Origin of the sequence: Paraglaciecola sp. T6c (assembly GCF_000014225.1) — a bacterium.
GTDB classification, from domain to species: Bacteria; Pseudomonadota; Gammaproteobacteria; order Enterobacterales; family Alteromonadaceae; genus Paraglaciecola; species Paraglaciecola atlantica_A.
The window spans coordinates 1352080-1372975 of the sequence record NC_008228.1 but is presented as its reverse complement, the minus strand read 5'-3'; the positions used below and the strand labels follow the sequence as shown (position 1 = coordinate 1372975).

General features: G+C 46.3%; 18 protein-coding genes. 12 read left to right on the top strand and 6 right to left on the bottom strand.

Annotation, left to right across the window (positions count from 1 at the left end; all coding sequences use genetic code 11):
* The first annotated feature begins 4 nt into the window (after window positions 1-4).
* Genes cobO through cobD form a run of 5 tightly spaced genes read left to right on the top strand, consistent with a single transcriptional unit; the run spans window position 5 to window position 4696 of the window.
* Window positions 5-637 (top strand): cob(I)yrinic acid a,c-diamide adenosyltransferase, encoded by a 633-nt coding sequence (gene cobO / locus PATL_RS05790; RefSeq protein ID WP_011573995.1) that lies wholly within the window; start codon window positions 5-7, stop codon window positions 635-637.
* Window positions 637-1686: a cobalamin-binding protein gene (locus PATL_RS05785; protein WP_011573994.1), complete on the top strand. Its 1050-nt coding sequence runs from the start codon at window positions 637-639 to the stop codon at window positions 1684-1686. The genes cobO and PATL_RS05785 overlap by 1 nt, the downstream gene beginning before the upstream one ends.
* A 14-nt stretch (window positions 1687-1700) precedes the next feature.
* Complete coding sequence (locus PATL_RS05780) at window positions 1701-2426, top strand: histidine phosphatase family protein (protein ID WP_011573993.1); 726 nt, start codon at window positions 1701-1703, stop codon at window positions 2424-2426.
* Entirely contained in the window at window positions 2392-3504 is a 1113-nt protein-coding gene (locus PATL_RS05775) for a cobalamin biosynthesis protein CobD/CbiB (RefSeq protein ID WP_157043396.1), read from the top strand. Before PATL_RS05780 ends, PATL_RS05775 begins: the two co-directional genes overlap by 35 nt.
* Window positions 3505-3517: 13 nt before the next feature.
* Complete coding sequence (gene cobD, locus PATL_RS05770) at window positions 3518-4696, top strand: threonine-phosphate decarboxylase CobD (protein ID WP_081429924.1); 1179 nt, start codon at window positions 3518-3520, stop codon at window positions 4694-4696.
* Between the two features lie 9 nt (window positions 4697-4705).
* Here cobD and PATL_RS05765 read toward each other — a convergent pair whose 3' ends face one another.
* Window positions 4706-5602, bottom strand: a complete 897-nt coding sequence (locus tag PATL_RS05765) for a LysR family transcriptional regulator (protein WP_011573990.1) — start codon at window positions 5600-5602, stop codon at window positions 4706-4708.
* 177 nt (window positions 5603-5779) lie between these two features.
* Here PATL_RS05765 and PATL_RS05760 point away from each other — a divergent pair, with 177 nt between their 5' ends.
* The 7 genes from PATL_RS05760 to PATL_RS05730 all read left to right on the top strand — a co-directional run bounded on the left by PATL_RS05760 (window position 5780) and on the right by PATL_RS05730 (window position 13414).
* Window positions 5780-6400, top strand: a complete 621-nt coding sequence (locus PATL_RS05760) for a glutathione S-transferase family protein (RefSeq protein WP_011573989.1) — start codon at window positions 5780-5782, stop codon at window positions 6398-6400.
* 93 nt (window positions 6401-6493) lie between these two features.
* The gene (locus PATL_RS05755; protein WP_011573988.1) at window positions 6494-8629 is read left to right on the top strand and encodes a pyridoxamine 5'-phosphate oxidase family protein; all 2136 of its coding nucleotides are present in this window, start codon (window positions 6494-6496) and stop codon (window positions 8627-8629) included.
* Between the two features lie 108 nt (window positions 8630-8737).
* Window positions 8738-9205, top strand: a complete 468-nt coding sequence (locus PATL_RS05750) for a DUF1348 family protein (protein WP_011573987.1) — start codon at window positions 8738-8740, stop codon at window positions 9203-9205.
* Between the two features lie 361 nt (window positions 9206-9566).
* The gene (hppD, locus tag PATL_RS05745; protein WP_011573986.1) at window positions 9567-10643 is read left to right on the top strand and encodes a 4-hydroxyphenylpyruvate dioxygenase; all 1077 of its coding nucleotides are present in this window, start codon (window positions 9567-9569) and stop codon (window positions 10641-10643) included.
* Between the two features lie 73 nt (window positions 10644-10716).
* Complete coding sequence (locus tag PATL_RS05740; protein ID WP_011573985.1) at window positions 10717-11247, top strand: VOC family protein; 531 nt, start codon at window positions 10717-10719, stop codon at window positions 11245-11247.
* A gap of 65 nt (window positions 11248-11312) precedes the next feature.
* On the top strand, window positions 11313-12626 hold the full coding sequence (fahA, locus tag PATL_RS05735) for a fumarylacetoacetase (RefSeq protein WP_011573984.1): 1314 nt from the start codon (window positions 11313-11315) through the stop codon (window positions 12624-12626).
* Between the two features lie 332 nt (window positions 12627-12958).
* Window positions 12959-13414, top strand: coding sequence for a MarR family winged helix-turn-helix transcriptional regulator (locus tag PATL_RS05730; RefSeq protein WP_011573983.1), 456 nt, complete (start codon window positions 12959-12961; stop codon window positions 13412-13414).
* A 74-nt stretch (window positions 13415-13488) separates the two neighbouring features.
* On the opposite strand, the gene PATL_RS05725 is transcribed toward PATL_RS05730, so the two are convergent.
* From PATL_RS05725 to PATL_RS05705, 5 genes are all read right to left on the bottom strand, one after another.
* Window positions 13489-14499, bottom strand: coding sequence for a LysR family transcriptional regulator (locus PATL_RS05725; protein ID WP_011573982.1), 1011 nt, complete (start codon window positions 14497-14499; stop codon window positions 13489-13491).
* 249 nt (window positions 14500-14748) lie between these two features.
* Window positions 14749-15072 (bottom strand): DUF4387 domain-containing protein, encoded by a 324-nt coding sequence (locus PATL_RS05720; RefSeq protein ID WP_011573981.1) that lies wholly within the window; start codon window positions 15070-15072, stop codon window positions 14749-14751.
* Between the two features lie 20 nt (window positions 15073-15092).
* On the bottom strand, window positions 15093-16451 hold the full coding sequence (locus tag PATL_RS05715) for an acyclic terpene utilization AtuA family protein (RefSeq protein ID WP_011573980.1): 1359 nt from the start codon (window positions 16449-16451) through the stop codon (window positions 15093-15095).
* A 16-nt stretch (window positions 16452-16467) separates the two neighbouring features.
* Window positions 16468-17808 carry a 2-hydroxycarboxylate transporter family protein gene (locus PATL_RS05710; protein WP_041713419.1) on the bottom strand — a complete coding sequence of 447 codons (1341 nt, stop codon included), beginning with the start codon at window positions 17806-17808 and terminating at the stop codon, window positions 16468-16470.
* A 173-nt stretch (window positions 17809-17981) separates the two neighbouring features.
* Window positions 17982-20801 carry a TonB-dependent receptor domain-containing protein gene (locus tag PATL_RS05705; protein WP_011573978.1) on the bottom strand — a complete coding sequence of 940 codons (2820 nt, stop codon included), beginning with the start codon at window positions 20799-20801 and terminating at the stop codon, window positions 17982-17984.
* Window positions 20802-20896 lie beyond the last annotated feature (95 nt).

Below are 20896 nucleotides of genomic sequence, written 5' to 3'. Positions count from 1 at the left end.
ACTTATGTCTGACACCCCATCAAACGACAATAAAGACGAAAAAAAAGACGAAAACCATCGCCATAAAGCACGTATGCAGCAGCAAAAAGCCAAAGTGGACGAGCGTATCGCCAACGCGCAAGTCGAAAAAGGTGTATTGATTGTCATCACAGGTAATGGCAAAGGTAAGTCTACCTCGGGTTTTGGCACAGTCGCCCGAGCAGTCGGTCATGGCTTAAAAGCTTGTGTCGTACAATACGTAAAAGGCACTTGGCCCTGCGGCGAGCGTGATTTATTAGAAAAACTAGGCGTGGAGTTTCACGTTATGGGCACGGGGTTCACTTGGGAAACCCAAGACAAGGAAACCGACAAAGCCGCAGCACAAAAAGCTTGGGAATTTAGCAAAACATGCTTGCAAGACCCAAGCATCGATTTGCTGCTACTCGATGAAATCACCTACATGTTGACCTACAAATACATCGATTTGGATGACGTATTAGCCGCTCTGGAAAATCGCCCTGCCAATCAGCATGTGGTAATAACGGGCCGCGCCTGTCACCGGGCGGTTATCGAATTAGCCGACACCGTCAGCGAAGTACGCCCTATCAAGCATGCATTTGAAGCAGGTATTAAGGCGCAAAAGGGAATTGATTGGTAATGACACCGACAAAGCAAAATAGGCTCGTTTGTCTGTTAACCTGTATTGTCGTGCTAGCGTTCAATGCATCAAGCGTTTCTGCCCAATATGAAACAACTAAAAGTGAACGTGCCGATGCTAATACCGCTGTTGATGATGTGCCTGGCAATGAGGTAAATAATGCGGCCAGCAACCCAAGCAATAGAGCGCAATCTGAAATATCAGAAGCTGACGCTATCTTTGATGAAATAAGTCAGCTTAGCAAAGATAAACGGCAGAAATTGCGCATTATTGCGTTAGCGCCACATATCGTCGAATCGCTTTTTGAAGTAGGTGCGGGCCAGCAAATTATCGCCACAACCGCCCATGCAGATTACCCAGAAGCGGCCAAAGACATTCTACAAATTGGTAACTACGCCCGCCTACAAATCGAAAAGATCGTACAGCTGCAGCCTGACGTAGTGATTGCTTGGAAAACCGGTAATCCGGGAGATGATTTAGCACGGCTGAAGCAGTACAAAATTAAGGTTATATATTCAAACCCTAGGACCTTGTCACAGGTCGGTGACGAACTTCTCATGCTAGGTCAGGTTACGGGGCGCGAAGACGTTGCCGAACAGGCCGCTTCACAATATACGGCGCAGCTCGACAGGCTCAAAGCGCGCTATGCCAAAAAGCCCCCTATGCGCACCTTTTATGAGCTTTGGTCTAGGCCACTGCGCACCGTGGCAAACAATGCATGGCCGCAACAACAATTAGCCCTTTGTGGTGCCAAAAACCCGTTTGCCAACGCCAGCGATGACTATCCGTCTGTCGGTTTAGAGCAAGTGCTAGTGGCGTTGCCACAAGTCATTATTCAACCCACGCAGCACGCCTCCGATACGCCTGACGCTTTGAATTGGGCCCAGTGGCAACACATTCCAGCAGCCAAGAACGGTTTTATCTTTCACCCCAATGCTGACAAAGTACACCGCATGACCAGCCGCATGTTGGATGAAGTGGCACTGATGTGCGAACAAATCGATAAGGCCCGTCAGTTTTACCAGACTGATACGCCGTTACCCCATTAACCGAGTTTGCATACGTGATCTCTATTACCGCTGCTCACCCTGATACGGTCCATTTTTACCTTTGCCGTCATGGGCAGAGTGAATTTAACGCCAAGGGGTTATTACAAGGGCACTTAGACAGCCCGTTAACCGCAAAGGGAATAGCGCAAGCACGAGCCTTGGCGTTGAAAGCCAAGCATTGGAAAATCAACCATATCGTTAGTTCGCATCTTGGCCGCGCTCAGCAAACGGCGGACATTTGCGCCCAAGCACTTAACAATGGCGCACAAGGCTCATTGCGCCTCGAGCCACAAAACTTTGCAGATTTAGCAGAACGCCATTTAGGCGATTGGCAAGGCAAACCCATAAAGCAATTACCGGAATTCCATGCATTTAATCAGCTGTGCTACCAACAAACGCACATCACTCCGCCGAACAGCCTAGAGCCAGATAATAGCCTTGAGCCAGAAAACAGCCTTGAGCGAACGGACAGCCGTGACCTTAATAACAACCTAAAGCAGAGTGAAAGCACAGCCACGGTTCGCGAGCGAATGCAAAAAGCGCTCGTCTGTATCGCGTATTCCAAAGCACTAAACAGCAAGCCATCACAAGCGCAACACAATGTGCTCGTTATCAGCCATGGCGACGCTATTGCCTGCTTAATGAGCTTATTTAGGCCGCCTATGTTGCTCCCAAACACCCAAGGCATATTGCTTAGCTATCAAAATGACACGCTGGAATGGGGCGGCTTGCTTGACTGAGCTCAGCGCTTGGGTGGCGACCATGCTATCTTTTTCAAGCTTGGCTGTAATAGGCGCGCAAATGCTGTTCGCCTTGCTGCTTGATAAAGTATTAGGTGAGCCTAAACGCTTTCATCCCCTTGTGGGGTTTGGGCATTTAGCAAATCGCTTAGAGGCTAAAGCTAACGCTCAACTATTCACTGCACAGCAAACATCCCTAGTAAAAACACGCTTCAAAGGTGCTCTGTGTTGGCTCATACTTGTCCTGCCTCTACCAATGACGTTATGGGTGCTCAACTATGGCGTCATGCAATATGCCATGAGCAACGACGCTGTATTGCTAGCGGGCTGCATGTTCTTATTAAACGCCTCGATATTGTATTTAGCTATTGGCATGCAAAGCCTCAAAGAGCACGCCATGCAGATATACCAGCCATTAGCAGAAGGAGATTTAGCCCAAGCGCGGCATTTCACCAGCTATATGGTTAGCCGAGATACTACCGAGTTAACGCCAAACAACATGAGCCGCGCCGCAGTAGAATCTGTGCTAGAAAATGGTCATGACGGCGTGATAGCCAGCTTGTTTTATTTTGCCATCGGCGGCGCTCCACTGGCGGTTCTTCATCGTCTTAGCAATACCCTTGATGCTATGTGGGGCTATAAATCACCGCGCTTTTTGCACTTTGGTTGGTGGGCCGCCCGAACGGACGACCATCTTGGTTGGTTAAGCGCTTATTGCACCTCCCTACTGTATGTATTGGCCGCTCCGGCACCTATTCGTTTCACACATTTAGCACGCGCATGGCAGCAAGCTAAGGGCTACAAGAGCAAAAACGGCGGTCGCTGTATGGCCACTGGCGCCGGTGCGCTTGGCTTCACAATTGGGGGAGCATCACAATATCAAGGCAACACAGTACATAGCCCAATATTAGGCAGTGGAGAGCGCGTTACCTTGACCGACATACCGCGCAGTATTCGCCTGGTGCAGCGCAGTGCCTGGCTATTTTCAAGTGCCATTTTGCTTTGTGGTTTATTGGGGTTGATAGGGCTAATCGCACTATGCGGCTTTTACGGCCTCAGTACCGGCATCATTTTCTAAAGGATTTATTTTTATGGATAAAAATACAACGGCTGTAACCCGTGCTCCAACACAGGTCAATCAAACAGGTGATGGGGCAACCGATATACTAAAAAGTGCGCCAAGCGATGCGACACACGTTGATGCAGAACAGCCATTAATGCACGGCGGGCAATTAAGCACCATGGCCCAGCGTTACCACATAGAGGAAAAAGACTGGCTTGATTTATCCACCGGCATTGCGCCTATCGCTTATCCTGTTGGCATAATTCCCACCGCCTGCTGGCAACGTTTACCACAAAATAACGAAGGGCTATTACACGCCGCACGTGGCTACTATCAAACCCACCATTTGCTGCCAACACCTGGCAGCCAAAGCATCATTCAAATGCTACCGCAACTTTGCCGCGCCCGAGGCTTTGCTAGCAGCAGGGTATGGCTGCCAAAAGTAGGCTATCAAGAACATCGCAAAGCATGGCAAAAAGACCAGTATCAAACTCTCGATTACACTGACGTTACTGAGTTAGGCCAAATAGGGCACAAGGATATTGTGCTATTGATCAATCCAAATAATCCTACGGGTGAACATTATCCAAAGGCGTACGTCGACCAATTACACAAAGACATTCATGCCAAACAAGGGCTTCTGATCATTGACGAAGCCTTTATGGATGCAACACCGGAAGAATCCATGGTGCAAGCATTTAGGCGACTTAATAGCGCAACTCCGCAGCAGGCAGGCACTAAGCACCAAGACTACAGCGACGCCTTGATTATATTACGCTCAGTGGGCAAGTTTTTCGGGTTAGCAGGTATCCGCTTAGGGTTCGTACTGGCAAATGAAACTTGGCTTAATGCAATGGCCTTATCATTAGGCCCTTGGGCGGTAAGCGGCCCCGCGCTTTTCGTTGGCGAACAGGCACTAGCAGATAAACGCTGGCAAGAAGAACAAAGGGTTGTACTCTGGCGTTTAAGTAGCGCATTACAAAGCACATTGAAACAACTATTCACACAACCTGTGCATGGCACGTTGCTATTCAAAACGGTTCACACACCCAACGCCCCCGCAATTTTTGACGCTTTATGCCAGCAAGGGATTTACGTGCGCTTATGCGACGAAAAAGACGCCCTACGATTTGGTATTGCGAACGAACAGGGCCTGATAAGGTTAAAAGACGCATTACACACATCGCCGATTCAGCGACTCTTGTAAGTGACTTTATCAAAAGCACTGCTGTTGGCTAAACATGCTCGCTAAATGATCAAGCAATGCTCTAATGCGTGCCGGCAGATGCCGGTTTGATGCATACACCGCACTCAACGTCAGTTGGTTCGCTTCGAATTCCTCAAACAATATCTGCAAGCTCCCCTCTTTTACGTAAGGTTCAGTGACATAAATTGGCCCCATGCCTATGCCCAGCCCCTGCGCCGCCATCTGCGTAACAGCCCGAGGAGAGTTTGACGCAAACACCCCATGCACATTCACATTAAACGTCAGGCCATTTTCTTTGAATTTCCAATTTAGCGGATCCACTTGTGACTTTTGCAATAAGCAGTGATGAGTGGCTAAGGCATTCGGATGACTTGGTGCACCTTTTTGCGCTAAATACTCGGGGGAAGCAAATACCACAACGCGCATATTCATCAACTTTTTGGCAATAAGAGTCGAGTCCTGTAGATCGCCAAAGCGAATTGCCACGTCTACCCCTTCATCGATAATGGCCACCCGCTGATCTGACAAACTAAGCTCTACGCTGATATCAGGGTGTTGTTTTAAAAATGGCGCTAGGGCGTCCACCAACTTAGTGCTACCAAACGCGGTGGGTGCCGTTAGTCTTATAGTACCTGAAAGTGCAGATTGACGATGTTGGATCACATCTTCTAATTCATCAAATTGCTCCAACAGGGGCACACATCGCTCGAAATAAGCCCGCCCGGTCTCAGTCAATGTGACACTACGAGTAGTACGATGAAACAACAAGGCATCGTGTTTTTTTTCCAACTGGCCAATATATTTGCTTGCCAATTTTGTGCTAATACCCAGCTGTTTTGCGCCACTTGTAAACGATTTTTGCCGTGCCACTGCAATAAAAGTACGCATACCTTCTAGTGTGTCCATCGACTTCGCCCGTTTGATATCTGAATTTTCGCGATTCAATTGAGAACATATTGTACATAGTAATTCTACAAATCAACATATTGTTCATAGAAAAGAGCGCGTCTATTATTTGTTCAACACGACGACACTGAACAGCTTTAGGTTCAGCGCTTTAATTAATCACCAGAGGACATCTTTATGGACAATCCCATTAAAATTTATTCATTCCCGTTATCAGGCCACGCCCAACGCGTAGAGCTTTTCGCAAATATCGCCGGCATTGCCCACGAAGTGATCAATGTGGACTTAGCCGGTGGCGAGCACAAACAAGCCGCCTTTTTGACACTCAACCCAGCAGGTCAAGTTCCTGTGGTGCAAGATGGCGAAGCCGTTATTAGCGATTCAAATGCGATCTTGGTTTATTTGGCACGCAAGTACGCGCCTGACTACATACCTACCGATGCGGTGCTCGAAGCGCAAGTACAACAGTTTTTGTCATTAGCCGCAGGTGAAATAGCGTTTGGCCCATGTAATGCCCGCTTAATTACCGTGTTTAATGCCCCCCTTGATGCTGATTTTGCTATCGCCACGGCAAACAAAGTACTAGGGAAGCTAGAAGCGCATTTAGAGGGCAGAGAATTTTTGGTCGGTGATAGCCCGAGCATCGCTGACATCGCTATTTACACTTACACAGCGCATGCGCCAGAGGGCAATGTGTCCTTGGCCAATTTCCCAAATGTTCGTCGCTTTTTAGCAAATGTAGAAGCGCTAAATGGGTTTAAACCCATGACAACCACAAAGGCAGGTCTTGTTGCCTAACGTTTAGCGTTTTTTGTTTATCTTTTGGCTGGGTAGTGCATCCAGCCATATCACTTGAATGTAGCAAATTAAATTACCTGTACTGGAGTATTCATGAAACTTACCCACACTCATACCCCATTTCACAACGGTGAGCGTCAGTTACAAGCCAGTGTAGGTGCTCTTGAGCAGATGGACGACATTGGCCGTCGCGCAATCCGTGCATACATGCCAGAGCAGCATAGGCAGTTTTTCCAGCAACTGCCGTTTATGATCCTAGGCAGTACGACAAATGAAGGGCAGCTTTGGGCGTCTATTTTGCCTGGAAAGCCAGGCTTCGTGCAGTCCCCCTTCCCTACAAAACTTACGGTAAATACGCCTATTCTAACAGGAGACCCACTAGCATCCGCCGTCAAGCAAGGGGCTCGCTTGGGTCTACTTGGGTTGGAAATGCCTACGCGGCGACGCAACCGGGTAAATGCCACCGTTACTGGGGTTTCAAATCATCAGCTTGAATTAGACGTTGAGCAATCTTTTGGCAATTGCCCGCAATATATTCAAACCCGAGAAATTCAATTTGTCCGCTCACCAGATGCCCCTATTCAGGCACCTGTTATTGAGGAATTTACTGAACTGAGTGCCTCATTAACAGCTTTTATTGGTCAAGCAGATACGTTTTTTGTCGCCAGTTCGGCAGGGCAAAATCCTCAACACACAGTGAGCAATGGAGAACCTACGCGCAGTACTATGGGGGTTGATGTCTCGCACCGTGGTGGCATGCCTGGCTTTATAAAAGTACAAGGTAATACCTTGACGATCCCAGATTATGCAGGGAATAACTTTTTCAACACCTTAGGCAACTTTGTTATCAACCCCAAAGCAGGCTTACTCTTCGTCGATTTCACGACAGGCGATGTTTTTATGTTGACCGGTGAAGTCACACTGCTTGCTAGTGACTCCCCTTTGATCGAAGGCTTTCAAGGGGCACTACGCGGCTGGCAATTTACGTTAATCCGCGGCATAACCTTAAAAGCGGCCTTACCGTTTCGGGCAGCCTTTGAAAGCTACTCTGCTAACGCAAAAGCAACTGGCACTTGGGCACAAGCAGAAGCGATAATAAAAGCACAAGCACAACGTAACCAGTGGCGCCCATTTATCGTCACTAAAATAGAAGACGAAAGCAGTACAATTCGCTCATTCTACTTATGCCCAAGTGACAATGTACCTGTATTGCCCTCTTCCCCAGGCCAACATCTCACCTTGCGTATAAAACAGCCCAACACTGACAAGTGGCTCGTGCGCAATTACACCGTATCCAGCGCCCCGACAGGCAATTATTATCGCATTTCGGTCAAGCGTGAATGCCATGGCCAGGTATCAAGCGCGCTACATGCCAACGTACGCGTGGGCAGTGAAATATACATAAAAGCGCCGAGCGGACACTTTTTTATCGACAACAAACAACGGCGCTCTGCTGTTTTGATAGGGGCTGGCGTCGGTATAACCCCTATGTTATCTATGGCAAATGATGCCCTTGGTGAAGGGTTACGCAGTCGTTATGTTCGCCCGATGGCCGTAATTCAAGCGGCTAAAGATAGACACCAGCGGGGGTTCTACCAAGAGCTCTCTGATATTGCTAATCGCAGTGCTGGGCGTATTCAGTATTACTCTGTGTTAAGTGATATTGACGCTGGCAAGCCGCCTAAACCAGTGCCATCTATAGACTACACAACTCAAGGGCGGATAAACCACACCTTATTACTCGGCGTACTCAATACAATGGGCACTGCGAATAGCAACGATGCAACATCACTATTCGACAAAGACTTTTATCTTTGTGGCCCCCAAGGCTTTATGCAAAGCATATACGACGTATTAATTGAACTTGGCGTACAAGATAAAGACATTCATGCTGAAGCGTTCGGACCATCATCTTTAGTGCGCCAAACAGTAGATCTCCGTGCTCGCGCGGAGCAAGAAGCTGAATCGGCTTTAATAATATTTGCCCAATCTGGTATTGAACAAAGCTGGAACAGGGGTGACAAGTCCCTACTTGAAGTTGCCGAAAGTAGCGGGCTAACGCCAGAATACAGTTGTCGCAATGGCCAATGCGGATCATGTGCAGCAAAGCTACTAAGTGGTAGCGTAACGTATCGCAATAACCCTAGTGCCCACGTCGACGAGTCAGAAATATTACTTTGTTGTGCTGTCCCCGCTAAAGATAGCCAAACCATCGCGCTGGCCTTGTAAATAAAGCAAAAAATTCAGTTTCAATAAAAACGTTTTTTAGTAAATAACCTGAGTTCTGGTTAAATAGTTCCATCATGCAATATTAATCGACCTAAAGAGGATGTAAACATGAGTACACGCCCACCGTTACCCCCGTTCAATGAGCAAAGCGCCATGGAAAAAGTTCGTTTAGCTGAAGATGGCTGGAACAGCCGAAACCCTGCAAAGGTATCACTGGCGTATACAGTCGATACCAAATGGCGCAATCGCAGCACCTTTGTGAACAACCGCGAAGAAGCTGCCGCTTTTTTAAAAGCAAAATGGGATAAAGAACTAGAATATCGCCTCATTAAAGAATTGTGGGCCTACACAGAAAACCGTATTGCTGTGCGTTATGCCTACGAGTGGCACGACGACAGTGGCAACTGGTTCCGATCGTATGGTAATGAGAACTGGGAGTTTGACGAAAATGGCTTAATGCAAAATCGTTTCGCTTGCATCAACGACTTACCCATCAAAGAATCAGAGCGTAAATTCCACTGGCCGCAAGGTCGCCGCCCTGATGATCACCCAAGCTTATCTGAACTTGGGCTATAATTTAAAAAGTAAACATAGCTAGCGTTAATCTACAATTTAGCGCTACTCAAGAGCTTCTCACTACGCGTACTGCTTCCTTTACAGTGTAAAGGACTACTTACAAATATCAGTTTTGTGGGTTGCCAAATGGGTGATTGTTGCCCATTTGCGTTTTAGCCACACTAGGCTCGTTTTCACTTCCTCATACAAAACATAATAATAACAATAGGTTAACAAAAAATATTTTTTGCCTGTCGCACTATTCCGACCGGGAGGAGGTCCTATTTATCTAATTCCCCCTCGTTTTTGACTTTGTTTATGGAACGGAATAGCCTACATGAAATAGTAACATTTGTTACCAAATTAATGTGAGGACGTGAAGATGACAGATCTGTTTGAAAATCCGATGGGACTTGATGGTTTCGAGTTCGTTGAATTTACCGCACCGGAAAAAGGCATATTAGAGCCTGCGTTTTTAGCTATGGGGTTCACCTTAGTCGCTAAGCATAAGTCTAAAAGTGTCGAACTTTGGAGACAAGGTGACATTAACTTGATCACCAATTATGAAAAGAACAGTCATGCATATCACTATGCAAAAGAACACGGGCCTTCAGCTTGCGGGCTAGCGTTTCGCGTTAAAAACGCTCAATTTGCTTATTCTGAAGCGATTAGAAAAGGGGCTCAAGCGGTAGACATTCCCACTGCACCAATGGAGCTACGTTTACCAGCAATAAAAGGTATTGGCGGCGCCACCCTTTATTTAATTGACCGTTATGCGCAAGGTCAGACGATCTATGACATCGATTTTAACTGGCTTGAGGGCGTAGACCGAAACCCAGAAGGGTGCGGTTTCCACACTCTTGACCACCTTACCCACAATGTTTATCGCGGCAGAATGGATCATTGGGCCCGATACTATCAAGACCTATTTAATTTTCGTGAAATCCGCTATTTCGACATCAAAGGCGAATACACAGGTTTATTATCAAAAGCGATGACCGCACCAGATGGAAAAATTCGTATTCCATTAAATGAGGAAGCTGCCGGAGGCGGAGGTCAAATTGAAGAGTTTTTGATGCAATACAATGGCGAAGGCATACAGCACATCGCATTTTCGTGTGACGATTTATATAGCTGCTGGGATCGGTTAAAAAAATCAGGGGTTAAATTCATGACCGCCCCCCCAGAAACCTACTACGAAATGCTAGCTGAACGCTTACCTGGTCATGGTGAGCCTGTTGATGAATTGCAATCAAGAGGTATTCTGTTAGATGGCACAACTCAAAACGGCGATCCTAGGCTCTTATTGCAGATATTCTCAGAAACTACCCTTGGCCCAGTCTTTTTCGAATTCATTCAACGTAAACAAGATGACGGGTTTGGTGAAGGTAATTTCAAAGCATTATTTGAATCCATAGAGCGCGATCAACTCGAACGCGGCGTGTTGGCAAACAGCTAATCACATCGGTTAAGAAGCAGCTCTGTGTTATGACAAAGCAAGTCAAATGATTTACTAAGAGGAAGGTATACATATGGTAAAGGTAGCAGGAGTTCATCATGTCGCTTATCGATGTATAGACGCAAAAGAGACGGCTCAATGGTACAAAGACATACTGGGCATGAACTTGGTATTGTCCATTGCGGAAAACGAAGTTCCGTCTACGAAAGAGCCCGATCCGTACATGCATATTTTTCTAAATGCCGGTAATGAAAATGTTTTAGCATTCTTCGAGATCCCTAACTCACCTGACATGGGGCGAGACGAAAATACGCCAATTTGGGTCCAGCACCTTGCTCTAAAAGTAGCCAGTGTTGACGAATTGCTCGCAGCCAAAGTGCATATTGAAAGCCAGGGTGTTGAAGTGTTAGGGCCGATAGATCATACAATTTTCAAATCCATTTACTTCTTTGATCCTAACGGTCATCGTATGGAGCTTGCCGCTAATACGGGTACGCCAGAACAATACAAAATGTTAAACAACGTGGCCCAATTAATGGTTGATGAATGGTCAGAAACCAAAGTCGCACCCAATCATGCCGCATGGCTTCATGAAGATAAATAACGTTGGCTAGCAAGTGCGCAAAATACTGATTTAGTCGTTAAACCTGATCTAATGGATATATTCTTATGACCTTATTAAACGAAACCCATGATATTAAATTGACCAGCTGGGTAAGCTCGGCTAACCGAGACGGTGACTTTCCTATTCAGAATTTGCCTTTTGCCACGTTTCGCCGAAAAAATAGCGACGAACGCGTTCGAGGCGGTGTCGCTATTGGTAAATACGTCATTGATATGGCTGCACTCGCTCAAGCAAGCAATTTTACCGGCCTTGCACTAAAAGCAGCTAAAGCCGCCGCCCAAACGAGCTTGAACGAATTAATGGACATGGGTAAAGAAGCGAACTCCGCTTTGCGCCTAGCGCTGTCTCGCGCACTTCGCACCGAGGCCCGTGAACAAGAATGGTTGCGCGACTGCTTAATTTTACAAAGCGATATTGAGTATGCAATGCCTTGCACAATCGGTGATTACACTGATTTTTATACTTCAATTCACCATGCTACTGCTGTTGGTTCGCTTTTTCGCCCAGACAACCCCTTGCTACCAAACTACAAATGGGTACCGATTGGCTATCACGGCAGATCTTCCACCATTGATATTTCAGGGCAAGCGTTTCCGCGTCCTGTTGGCCAAATCAAAGCGCCTGATGCAGAAGCCCCCGTATTAGCGCCCTGTAAACGACTTGATTATGAAGTAGAGATGGGTATTTTCGTCGGCCAAAGCACCACCTTGGGCGAGCGAATCGATATCTCGTGCGCAGAAGATCACGTTTTCGGTTTATGCTTATTCAACGACTGGTCAGCACGCGATATTCAAGCCTGGGAGTACCAACCACTGGGGCCATTTCTCGCCAAAAACTTTGCATCTACCATTTCCCCATGGATTGTCACCATAGAGGCATTAGCCCCCTACCGAACCCAATTTGAACGCCCTGAAAGCGATCCGCAACCACTGCCGTACTTAAGCAGTAGCGAAAACGACATGCGAGGGGGATTAAACATTCATTTAGAGTGCCTGATTCAAACTGAAAAAATGCGTAACAACGATGAAGATCCATACAAGATAAGTGATAGTAATTTTAAGTACTCTTATTGGACGATTGCTCAGCTTGTTGCTCATCACAGTGTAAACGGCTGCACCATGAGAGCAGGAGACCTACTTGGGTCAGGTACACAGTCAGGGCCTGAGCACGAGCAGGCTGGCTCAATGCTAGAGCTATCTAGGGGCGGTAAGGAAGCATTCAAGCTGGGCAATGGGGAAAAGCGTACGTTTTTAGAAGACGGCGACAGCGTAATCATGCGTGGCTATTGCCAGAAAGACGGCGCAGCCCGTATCGGCTTTGGTGAAGTACAAGGCACTGTGCTGCCGGCAAGTCTTTAAGGTTTTGTAGCATCAGTGTGATATTAAAGCTGTCTTGTTAAAAACGAGTACTTGTGCCGTAAAGCAGCCCGAAATAGCAAAAGGTAATGTTATGAACGTAACGTTGCCTTTTCATAACATTTCGCATCACGTTCGTGTAAATAGGTAAATAATAGACTTGTTATAACATGGCGGCTGTTGGCCGAAACGTAGTAATCGTCAGCCCTTGCACCAAAGCAATTTGGTCTATAACCAGCAACCAATTTAGCCATAACGTGCAGATGTTTAGCAGTGGAGATGTGGCATATCAGGTGGTAATGTGAAGTCCCTACATGACTAATCTGTATTTTTAAATGCCCAAAGACGACGACATATTATTAGATTTAAATCAGTTTTTTCCGTATCAGCTGTCGATATTGGCGCAGCAAGTCACTGAATTTATAGCTAAAATATATGAAAAACACGGCTTAACGAGAACCGACTGGCGCGTGCTCGCTGCGGTTGGCTTTCATGGTGAAATATCCGCTCGAGACATATGCAAGTTCACACGATTAGAAAAGATGCCAGTGAGTCGTGCTATTGCAAAACTGATTCGAGCAGGCTTATTGCTACAACATCCGGGCTCCTTGGACCGGCGCACAAATGTGCTTAATCTAACGTCTGAGGGAGCGAAGGTGCATCAACACATTATTCCTTTGGTGAAGGCCCAGGAAGAACGTTTACTCGAGGGATTATCTACACAAGAGCGAGAACAATTGAAAGCGCTAACAGTCAAGCTAGGCCAACAATTAGAAGTGGCCACTAAATAAATATTGTCAAAACAGCTTACGCGTATCGACTAGTCTGCACCAGTCACCCCAAGTCTAGCGCTCAGTGAACTCAACTACACAACATCGTGAACCAATGCAGAACGTAGCACCTCACCTACCAGCTCTTTTACTAATCTAGTCGTATCAGAGACCTCTAAATCATTGGCATAACACAGCACGATATCACGCTCTATACGATAACCCTGTAATGGATGCAGGCGTAAGCTTGGCCGCCGTGTAAACAACTCAGCGAAAGATGATGGCAGCACCACGATACACTGCCCAGATAGCACCAGATCAATCATGATCTCAGTATTGTTGGTGTAGCCATAGTGGGAAATATTGAGGTCGTGTTTCTGTGCTAACCAATCAATGATGCCTGATATGCCATGATCTTCTGAAAACAAACACAGCGGCGCCGTTTCGAGAATTTCAACCGGCAACTCTTGCAAAATAACTTGTTCTTGGCCGCCGGAGGTTGTTGCGCTATCCACATCACTTGGCAAGCAGATTAAGAACCGCTCAACGGCAATTTCTTCCACCAAAGAAGAGCCGAGGCTCAAGTTCTCAGCACGATGCACTACAGTGCGATCGCTTGTACTTAACTCGATAGCTGAACTGGTAATATAAAAATCGAGCTCAGCTGCCACGACAGACTGCTGTAGCGCTGTGCCACCTAAAGCTTGAATGGATGGTATTAGCTTGGGAAATCGATGCTTTAAACTCATCATCAAATTCGCCCCAATGGAGTTGGCAAGGCTATTAGCACAACCTATGGTAAACGAGCCTGACACGTGCTTTGAACTCGATTTGAGTTCTGCCACCGCATGTGAAAAATACTTAAGAATAGATTTTGCATGCACCAAAAACTGTTCACCGGCCTCAGTGACCTGCATTCCTTTTGGTGTTCGGACAAATAAATCAGCCCCCAAAATGTGTTCTAGCTGCTGTAACTGCGTGCTTAACGCAGGTTGCGCCGTATAAAGCAACTTAGCAGCTTTAGTAATACTGCCCGCTTCCGCAACCGCAACTACCGTGCGCAAATGCTTAAATTCTATGCCCGTGCGTGAATATTTTAAGTCCATAACACTCTGTACTAAACGACTTGAGGAAGGTCATTGTATATGGCTAAGTTAACATTACAAACCGTAAAGCATAGCTTTTGGCTACAGCCTACAAAGACAAGCAATGGGGTACTTCGCGCTTTGCAAATACAGTCAGAAAAATTGTATTTCAGCTTTATGAACAAACTAGCGCGAGTCTCTTACAACAGGTGTACGCCTTGCAAAGCAAGGCCACCCTCTATCATTTCCATCAACATACCCAAACTCAAATTAATTCCAAGGGATTTCAATATCGAATAATGGCGCATGTTGCTGTGCACCATACACATCAGAATCTCCTACACTGCCTGAAGAAACAGGCCTGGGAAAAGATACTTTAATCGCCTCAGCGGGATCAAATTCGATGATGGAAATATCCTCCTCATCGATACGGTAAAGCTGCGAAATAAGACGCTTATTGATAAGCCCCGTGCTTTTCGCTTTCAAGTAATCCTCTTTGCCGTAGAAAAAAATATCAAGGGTAAGATAAAACGGACCCGCATTTTTACTTCTGAGAAACTTGGCCAACTGACCAAGTGTTTTAGTTTTTGTCATAGCAAGTGAACTCCTAATCGTTACAGGTCTGAGATAGTTATAGGGAATTGGCTCACACCTTCATCCACGTTGAGGAGATGATATATATTGAACTCATACACTTCCCCCATGTTGAAATTCGATGGTGAATACAGAAACGCTAAGTTACCAGAAATCTGTTTTCGCCCTTCATAGGGGTAATGAAGGAGTATTTTGTGAAAAAAGGAACACACGGCATAGGCAATTTCCTGAGTCGTTGCCACGGCTTCACCTACCAAACCGATTTCGTGACCTACAAAGTCAACATTAGGCTCACGTTCCCTCATGACGGCGTTTTTGCCATAGGTATGGAATATTAATTGGTAGTCTTCATCCATCTTATAAGGGAGCTGTTTAACCATTTCATTTTTGGCTTGCTCGATGATGCTATCCACAGATTTAATGAAAATAGGATCTTTGATGCCCGCAATAAACACCGCTCTGTGGCCTACTTTCTTAGCGCCTTCTAACTTCAACGTATACTGCTTCGCAGGGATAAATTTAGTCTTTGCAATACGCACTGTACGATCTGTTTCTTGCACGAATGTCGTTTCAGATAAATCGATCATGCCGCCAGGAAACACCAACTGTACAGGGTTAGTGTTTTCATAAAAGGTATGTGCAGCAACCGACTTAACCGTCGCTTTTCTGTTTTTATTAAGCGGCTCTATGGTAAATGAATCATCTCTAACGGTCGCTAAAATGGCATCTGCGCCAGCGGCAGGCTCTGCGGCCATGGCCCCACACTCTAAAATTTGCCCCATGTGATATGCTAATCCAGGATCAAATCCCTTATAGATTGGCAGAGCAGCGAAAATGGCTGGATCATAAGCTCGTCCGGCGATAATAACGTCTGCGCCCAATTTCAACGCTTCAATCAAAGGTTCAACTCCCATTTGAGCAACAATGTGCTCAGACTTGTCAATCTCTTGGGCGCTTAGTTCTGTTCTATCTTCAAAGCGTTGAATTTTATCTTCGGTGACACATTTCTTGAGAAAATCCTTTTCGAAATCAGCCTCAATTTTAGCTAATTTAAAGTGGTAGTTATTCTCTTCTGCGATCTCCTCAATAATACGAATTGTCTCATTGAGCACCGAGAGGCACCCCGGTCCACCAGCGGAGCCAATTATTAAAGGAATATCAAGTCTTTGCTGGGCTTCAAGGTAGATTTCTAAATCCTTCCTCTGAGGCCCCCAGCCGAGAATAGTTTGTCCCGTTCCAAGATAATACGGACCGGGATCCGTTGAGCCTGCATCAACGCCAATGGCATCGGGCATTCTCCTCAATCCTTCTTCGAAAGATTCAGTTGGGCATCCAAAACCTAAAGCTGCTGAAGGACACAGTATTTTAATTTCTTTCATTTTAAATCCAATTAAATCAAGTGAATAGTTTAAAAAAGTAGCTGGCAAGAACCAACATGAGAGCTCCGCCGATACGAGAAGATATTTGCGCATAGGGGTATAAACTTAAACGTCGTGCAGCACTTAAGACCTGTAAATCACCTGCTCCACCGGCGTTTGCCATACAAAGTCCCCCGGCAAGGGCCCCCTCGATCGGATAACACTTAACAAAGTGGGCAACGACTCCCGCGCCAATTGCGGCGCCCAAAACGATGGAAACAATGATAAAAAGACTTCCGGGGTCAAAGAGTTGAGCAATCACCTCAAAGTCTGCAGACAACCCAAAGGCTGCCAAAATGGTGACCAAAAAAGCTTTAATGCACCATTGTGATAACAAAAGCAGCGCAGTTTTCATCGAGTCACTGACGACGCCAGTCAGGTTCATCACAACAGCAATCACAGTGACCCAAGCAAATAAGTGCATCAGTCCTACTGTCGCCGAAAGCACGACGCCAACAAGCAACAAACTGACAACCAAGACTGTCGCTGCATGAGTATTTACGTCTGTCGGCTGTGCCGACTTGAGTTCATCATCAACATCTTCTTGTCCCTTTACTAACTGCCCCTTCCCACTTAGAAAAGTTAACTTATTACCCAGCATATTGAGTGATGATGCTGTGATAATCGCGACGATATTACCTAGCGTCAGTACGCCGATTGCATAATTGAAGTAATCTGCGGCGCTGTTCCCTGTCGCTTCGGCATACACTTCAGACATAGGAATAGCACCGGCGCCTGTTCCACCTCCCATAATCGGTAAAAAGTACATTATCAATACGCGCTCTGTAGGCACACCTGCCATCATTCCGGCAAGAACCCCGAATATGGCAGCAAGCGACAACCCACCTAAAATGATAGGGGCGTAAGACATCAAAGCCGCTTTTAATACCTCTGTCTTGACACTGATAATGCTGCTGATAAGTAATGCAGCGAGAACAAAGTACAAAAAACGGTTTTCAATAATGAAAGATTGGACATACTTAATATCTCCCGTATTAATGGCTCCTGAGTTAGCCGTTAGTGCCGCACCGAAATAAGCGACCACTAGCCCGCCACCCAATACCGATTTCAACAGCTTCACCCGTTCTCCCAGTGCATAAAAAAACAAACCTATCGTCCATAACACTGCAAACGCGCCCACCACACCAACCGTTTTCAACTCGTCAAGTTGAAGTATCGCCACTGACGTTATCGCTATCAGTACGAAGAGCCCCATCGGTATACCTTGAAGGTCAAACGATTTACTCGTATCGAAAAGTGTATTCATCACAGTTCTCTTGTTGTTTGACGTTTCCACGTCAGCGCGCTTTGTTTGCATATTCTTCTCTCAAAAAACAGGTTTATAGACCCGTAGTGTAACAGTGAGCTGAATCGAACTTTTTTGAACATCCAACACAAACAGACTTAGCGACAGAGCCGCTTGATGTAGGCTCGCCCCGCACCATAATGCTCAAGGCGCCGGCTAATCCAAGCGCCTGCGGGTCATTGAGATCAAAACTCAACACGCGCCCCAATACGTATAGTTCGTCCAATTGTGTCGTATAAAGCGCCATTGGTAGGTAGATCTAATGGTGACGTACCTTGAAGCGAAACAACCACCGGAGGGTCTCGATCGAATACGTTATCGACTACAGCGAATACCTTTAAGGTGCCCGAGGATAAATCGAATTTCTGGGAGATATTCAAATCGAGATAAGTGCGTGACGGCACGTCGTTGCCCTGCAAGTAATTACTGGCAAAGTCGCTCTCTACTTTAGCTTCACCAATGAAGCGCAATGTGGCGCCAATATTTGTTCCGCCATGTGTTTCATAACCAATGTTGCCAATTCCGCGCCAATCTGGGGCACCTGAATCAGCTCCACCAGCATTGTTGCCAACCTCTCCCTTGCGACTAACAAAGTTGAGCGTTCCTGGTACGCCTATAGAAAGCTTGGTAACGTGGGTAGCGAAAGCGCGCATTTTTAACTCGCCCTCCCCTAGCTCCATGGTGTAAGCGAATTCCATGTCAACGCCGGTCATTTGCTCGGCTTGAAAGTTAAATGGTAGTTTCGATATCTGGGTGACAAGACCGTCACTATTGCGCGCGACATAGGCGCAGTATTCTGTTTGGCCTTCAAAGCAATTGTCGAGAATATTTTGCGATGAAATATCGCCAATCGCATCGTTTATATCTATATCGAAATAATCTACAGACATGCTAAAACCTGGCAACCAATCTGGGGCATATGAACCTCCCACAGTCAAAGTGTCAGCTTCTTCGGGGCGAAGATCTGGGTTACCGCCTGAACGCTCTAAATACTGGGTAGATTCACCGTCTCTGAATGGGTCATTCACTGCTGAGGCTCTAACGAGTCCCCCACTGAATAAATCGTTGATGTTTGGCGCACGAATATCGCTAGAACGTGTTACGCGAAAACGAAGCTCATCAATAGGAGAGTAGATAACCCCTGCCTTCCACGTTCTAACTGAGCCACTATTGCTATAATCGGTCCAGCGAATAGCAGAGTTGATGTCTATTGTTCCATAGTCCATATCATCCAGAACCGGTAAGCCAAGTTCTAAATATCCCTCTTTGACATTTACCTTGCCTGAGAAGGGTTTGAAATTCCCCACAAAAAATTCATTGTTCATAGATTGCTCATCAGCATCCCCTGAGCCGGACTCTTTGCGATAATCAGCGCCAAAAGCCGCAGTCAGCGGCCCAGCCCAAAGATCTGCAACAACACCCGTCATGCTCGCTGACCAAACGTGTTGCTTTAATTTTTGGTTAGACACGGCAGTGCCAGTAAGGTAGGCCTTTACATCATCAGCAACAGGTTGATTGCCAAATACATTGTAAGGTAAACAACCATTGCCTGAATCGCTTAGCGATGATCGGCATACGACGTTACCAGCATCATCGGTAACGGCATCAGCAGCCAAAATAAAACGCGATACGATTGGGTTATTTTGGGCGCGAACATTAATATCGACATCCCCATACTGATAATAAGCGCTCCACGACCAATCACCGCTTAGTTCGCCGTCAACTCCCACAAGGTAACGTTGAATTTCCCTTTCACCAACCGGTTCAGCCACACCAAGGTTCACACCTAATTTGCCGAGTACGAAAGTACTTTCACCGGCATCGCTTAGTCTTTGCGCAGTCACAGCGTCAAGATACGGGTTATCATTCTGCACCACTTGATTTGCAAAGCGGAATAACGGTAACGTTTCTTGACGAACGGTGGATTTACCGTAAGACGCTTCACCATAAATGGTCGTGTTTTCAGTCAGATCGTAAGTGGCGTGCATAAAACCGCTGTATCGCTCTAACGGTGCAATAAGTTGTTGCAACGCAATAGGGTTATAGGCGTCTGGGCTGACTGCGATAAACCCGTTTCCTGTGGGCGCGCCGAAATCGAAGGGAACAGGGTTACCATTGTCGTCAAATTGCGTACCACGCAGAGGAGTGTTGATGATTAAGCCCCCTGGTGTTGCTAGGCCCAATCCACTGTCTACAATAATGCGCTCATGCTCTGCGCCACCTTGGGTGTAATTTGGATTCGGGACAATACTTTTGCTTTTAGCCCAGTCTCGTTCACTCGCAAAAGCGGCCTTGTTTTCAGCGTATTCAATGTTACCTACCACGTGACCTCGACCGTTGGCAAAACTGGTCCCTCCAGCAATTGAGCCGGACTTACTCTCTGCATCACCTTCAGATGAACTGCCGCCTTGAATATGCGCTTTTACACCTGTGTATTTTGTATCAAGTACTAAGTTTACGACGCCAGCTACTGCGTCAGCCCCATATGCTGCAGAAGCCCCACCGGTTACGATATCTACGCGTTTAACCAATGCACTTGGCAACAGACTTAAATCAACGGAGCCCGTAGGTACCCCAGGAACAACGCGGCGACCGTCAAGTAAAACCAGTGTTCGGTTTGTTCCAAGGTTACGTAGATTCAGTAAATTTGCGCCTTGTAAACCTGAGCTAGACGTAAAACCAATAGAACGGGGCGTGCTTGAGTTTTGTAATTGTGGCAAATCATTAATAAAGTCTGCGATATTGGTTTTGCCACCAGCTTCAATTTCATCACTTGAAAGAACTGTGACGGGAGTTGGAGCCATAGACCCATCTTGACGCAATCGTGAACCTGTTATGACAACCTGTTCAATATCAGATGCGTCTGCTTGCTTTTCTTGCTTGGTCAATTCACTTGTTTCTTGCTGGGCATGTGTGAATGACGGAAAACATGACAGAAGCACTATTCCTGGTACTAAACTACTAAACATATTATTTTTAAGGCGGAACTGCTTATGGACGCTCATATTTTTTCCTCTTTAAAGAATATTCCGTGGTTAGTCGAATCCAACATTTCTCTACACATAGTGGAGACTCCGTATATCGGTGATCTGTCACAAGC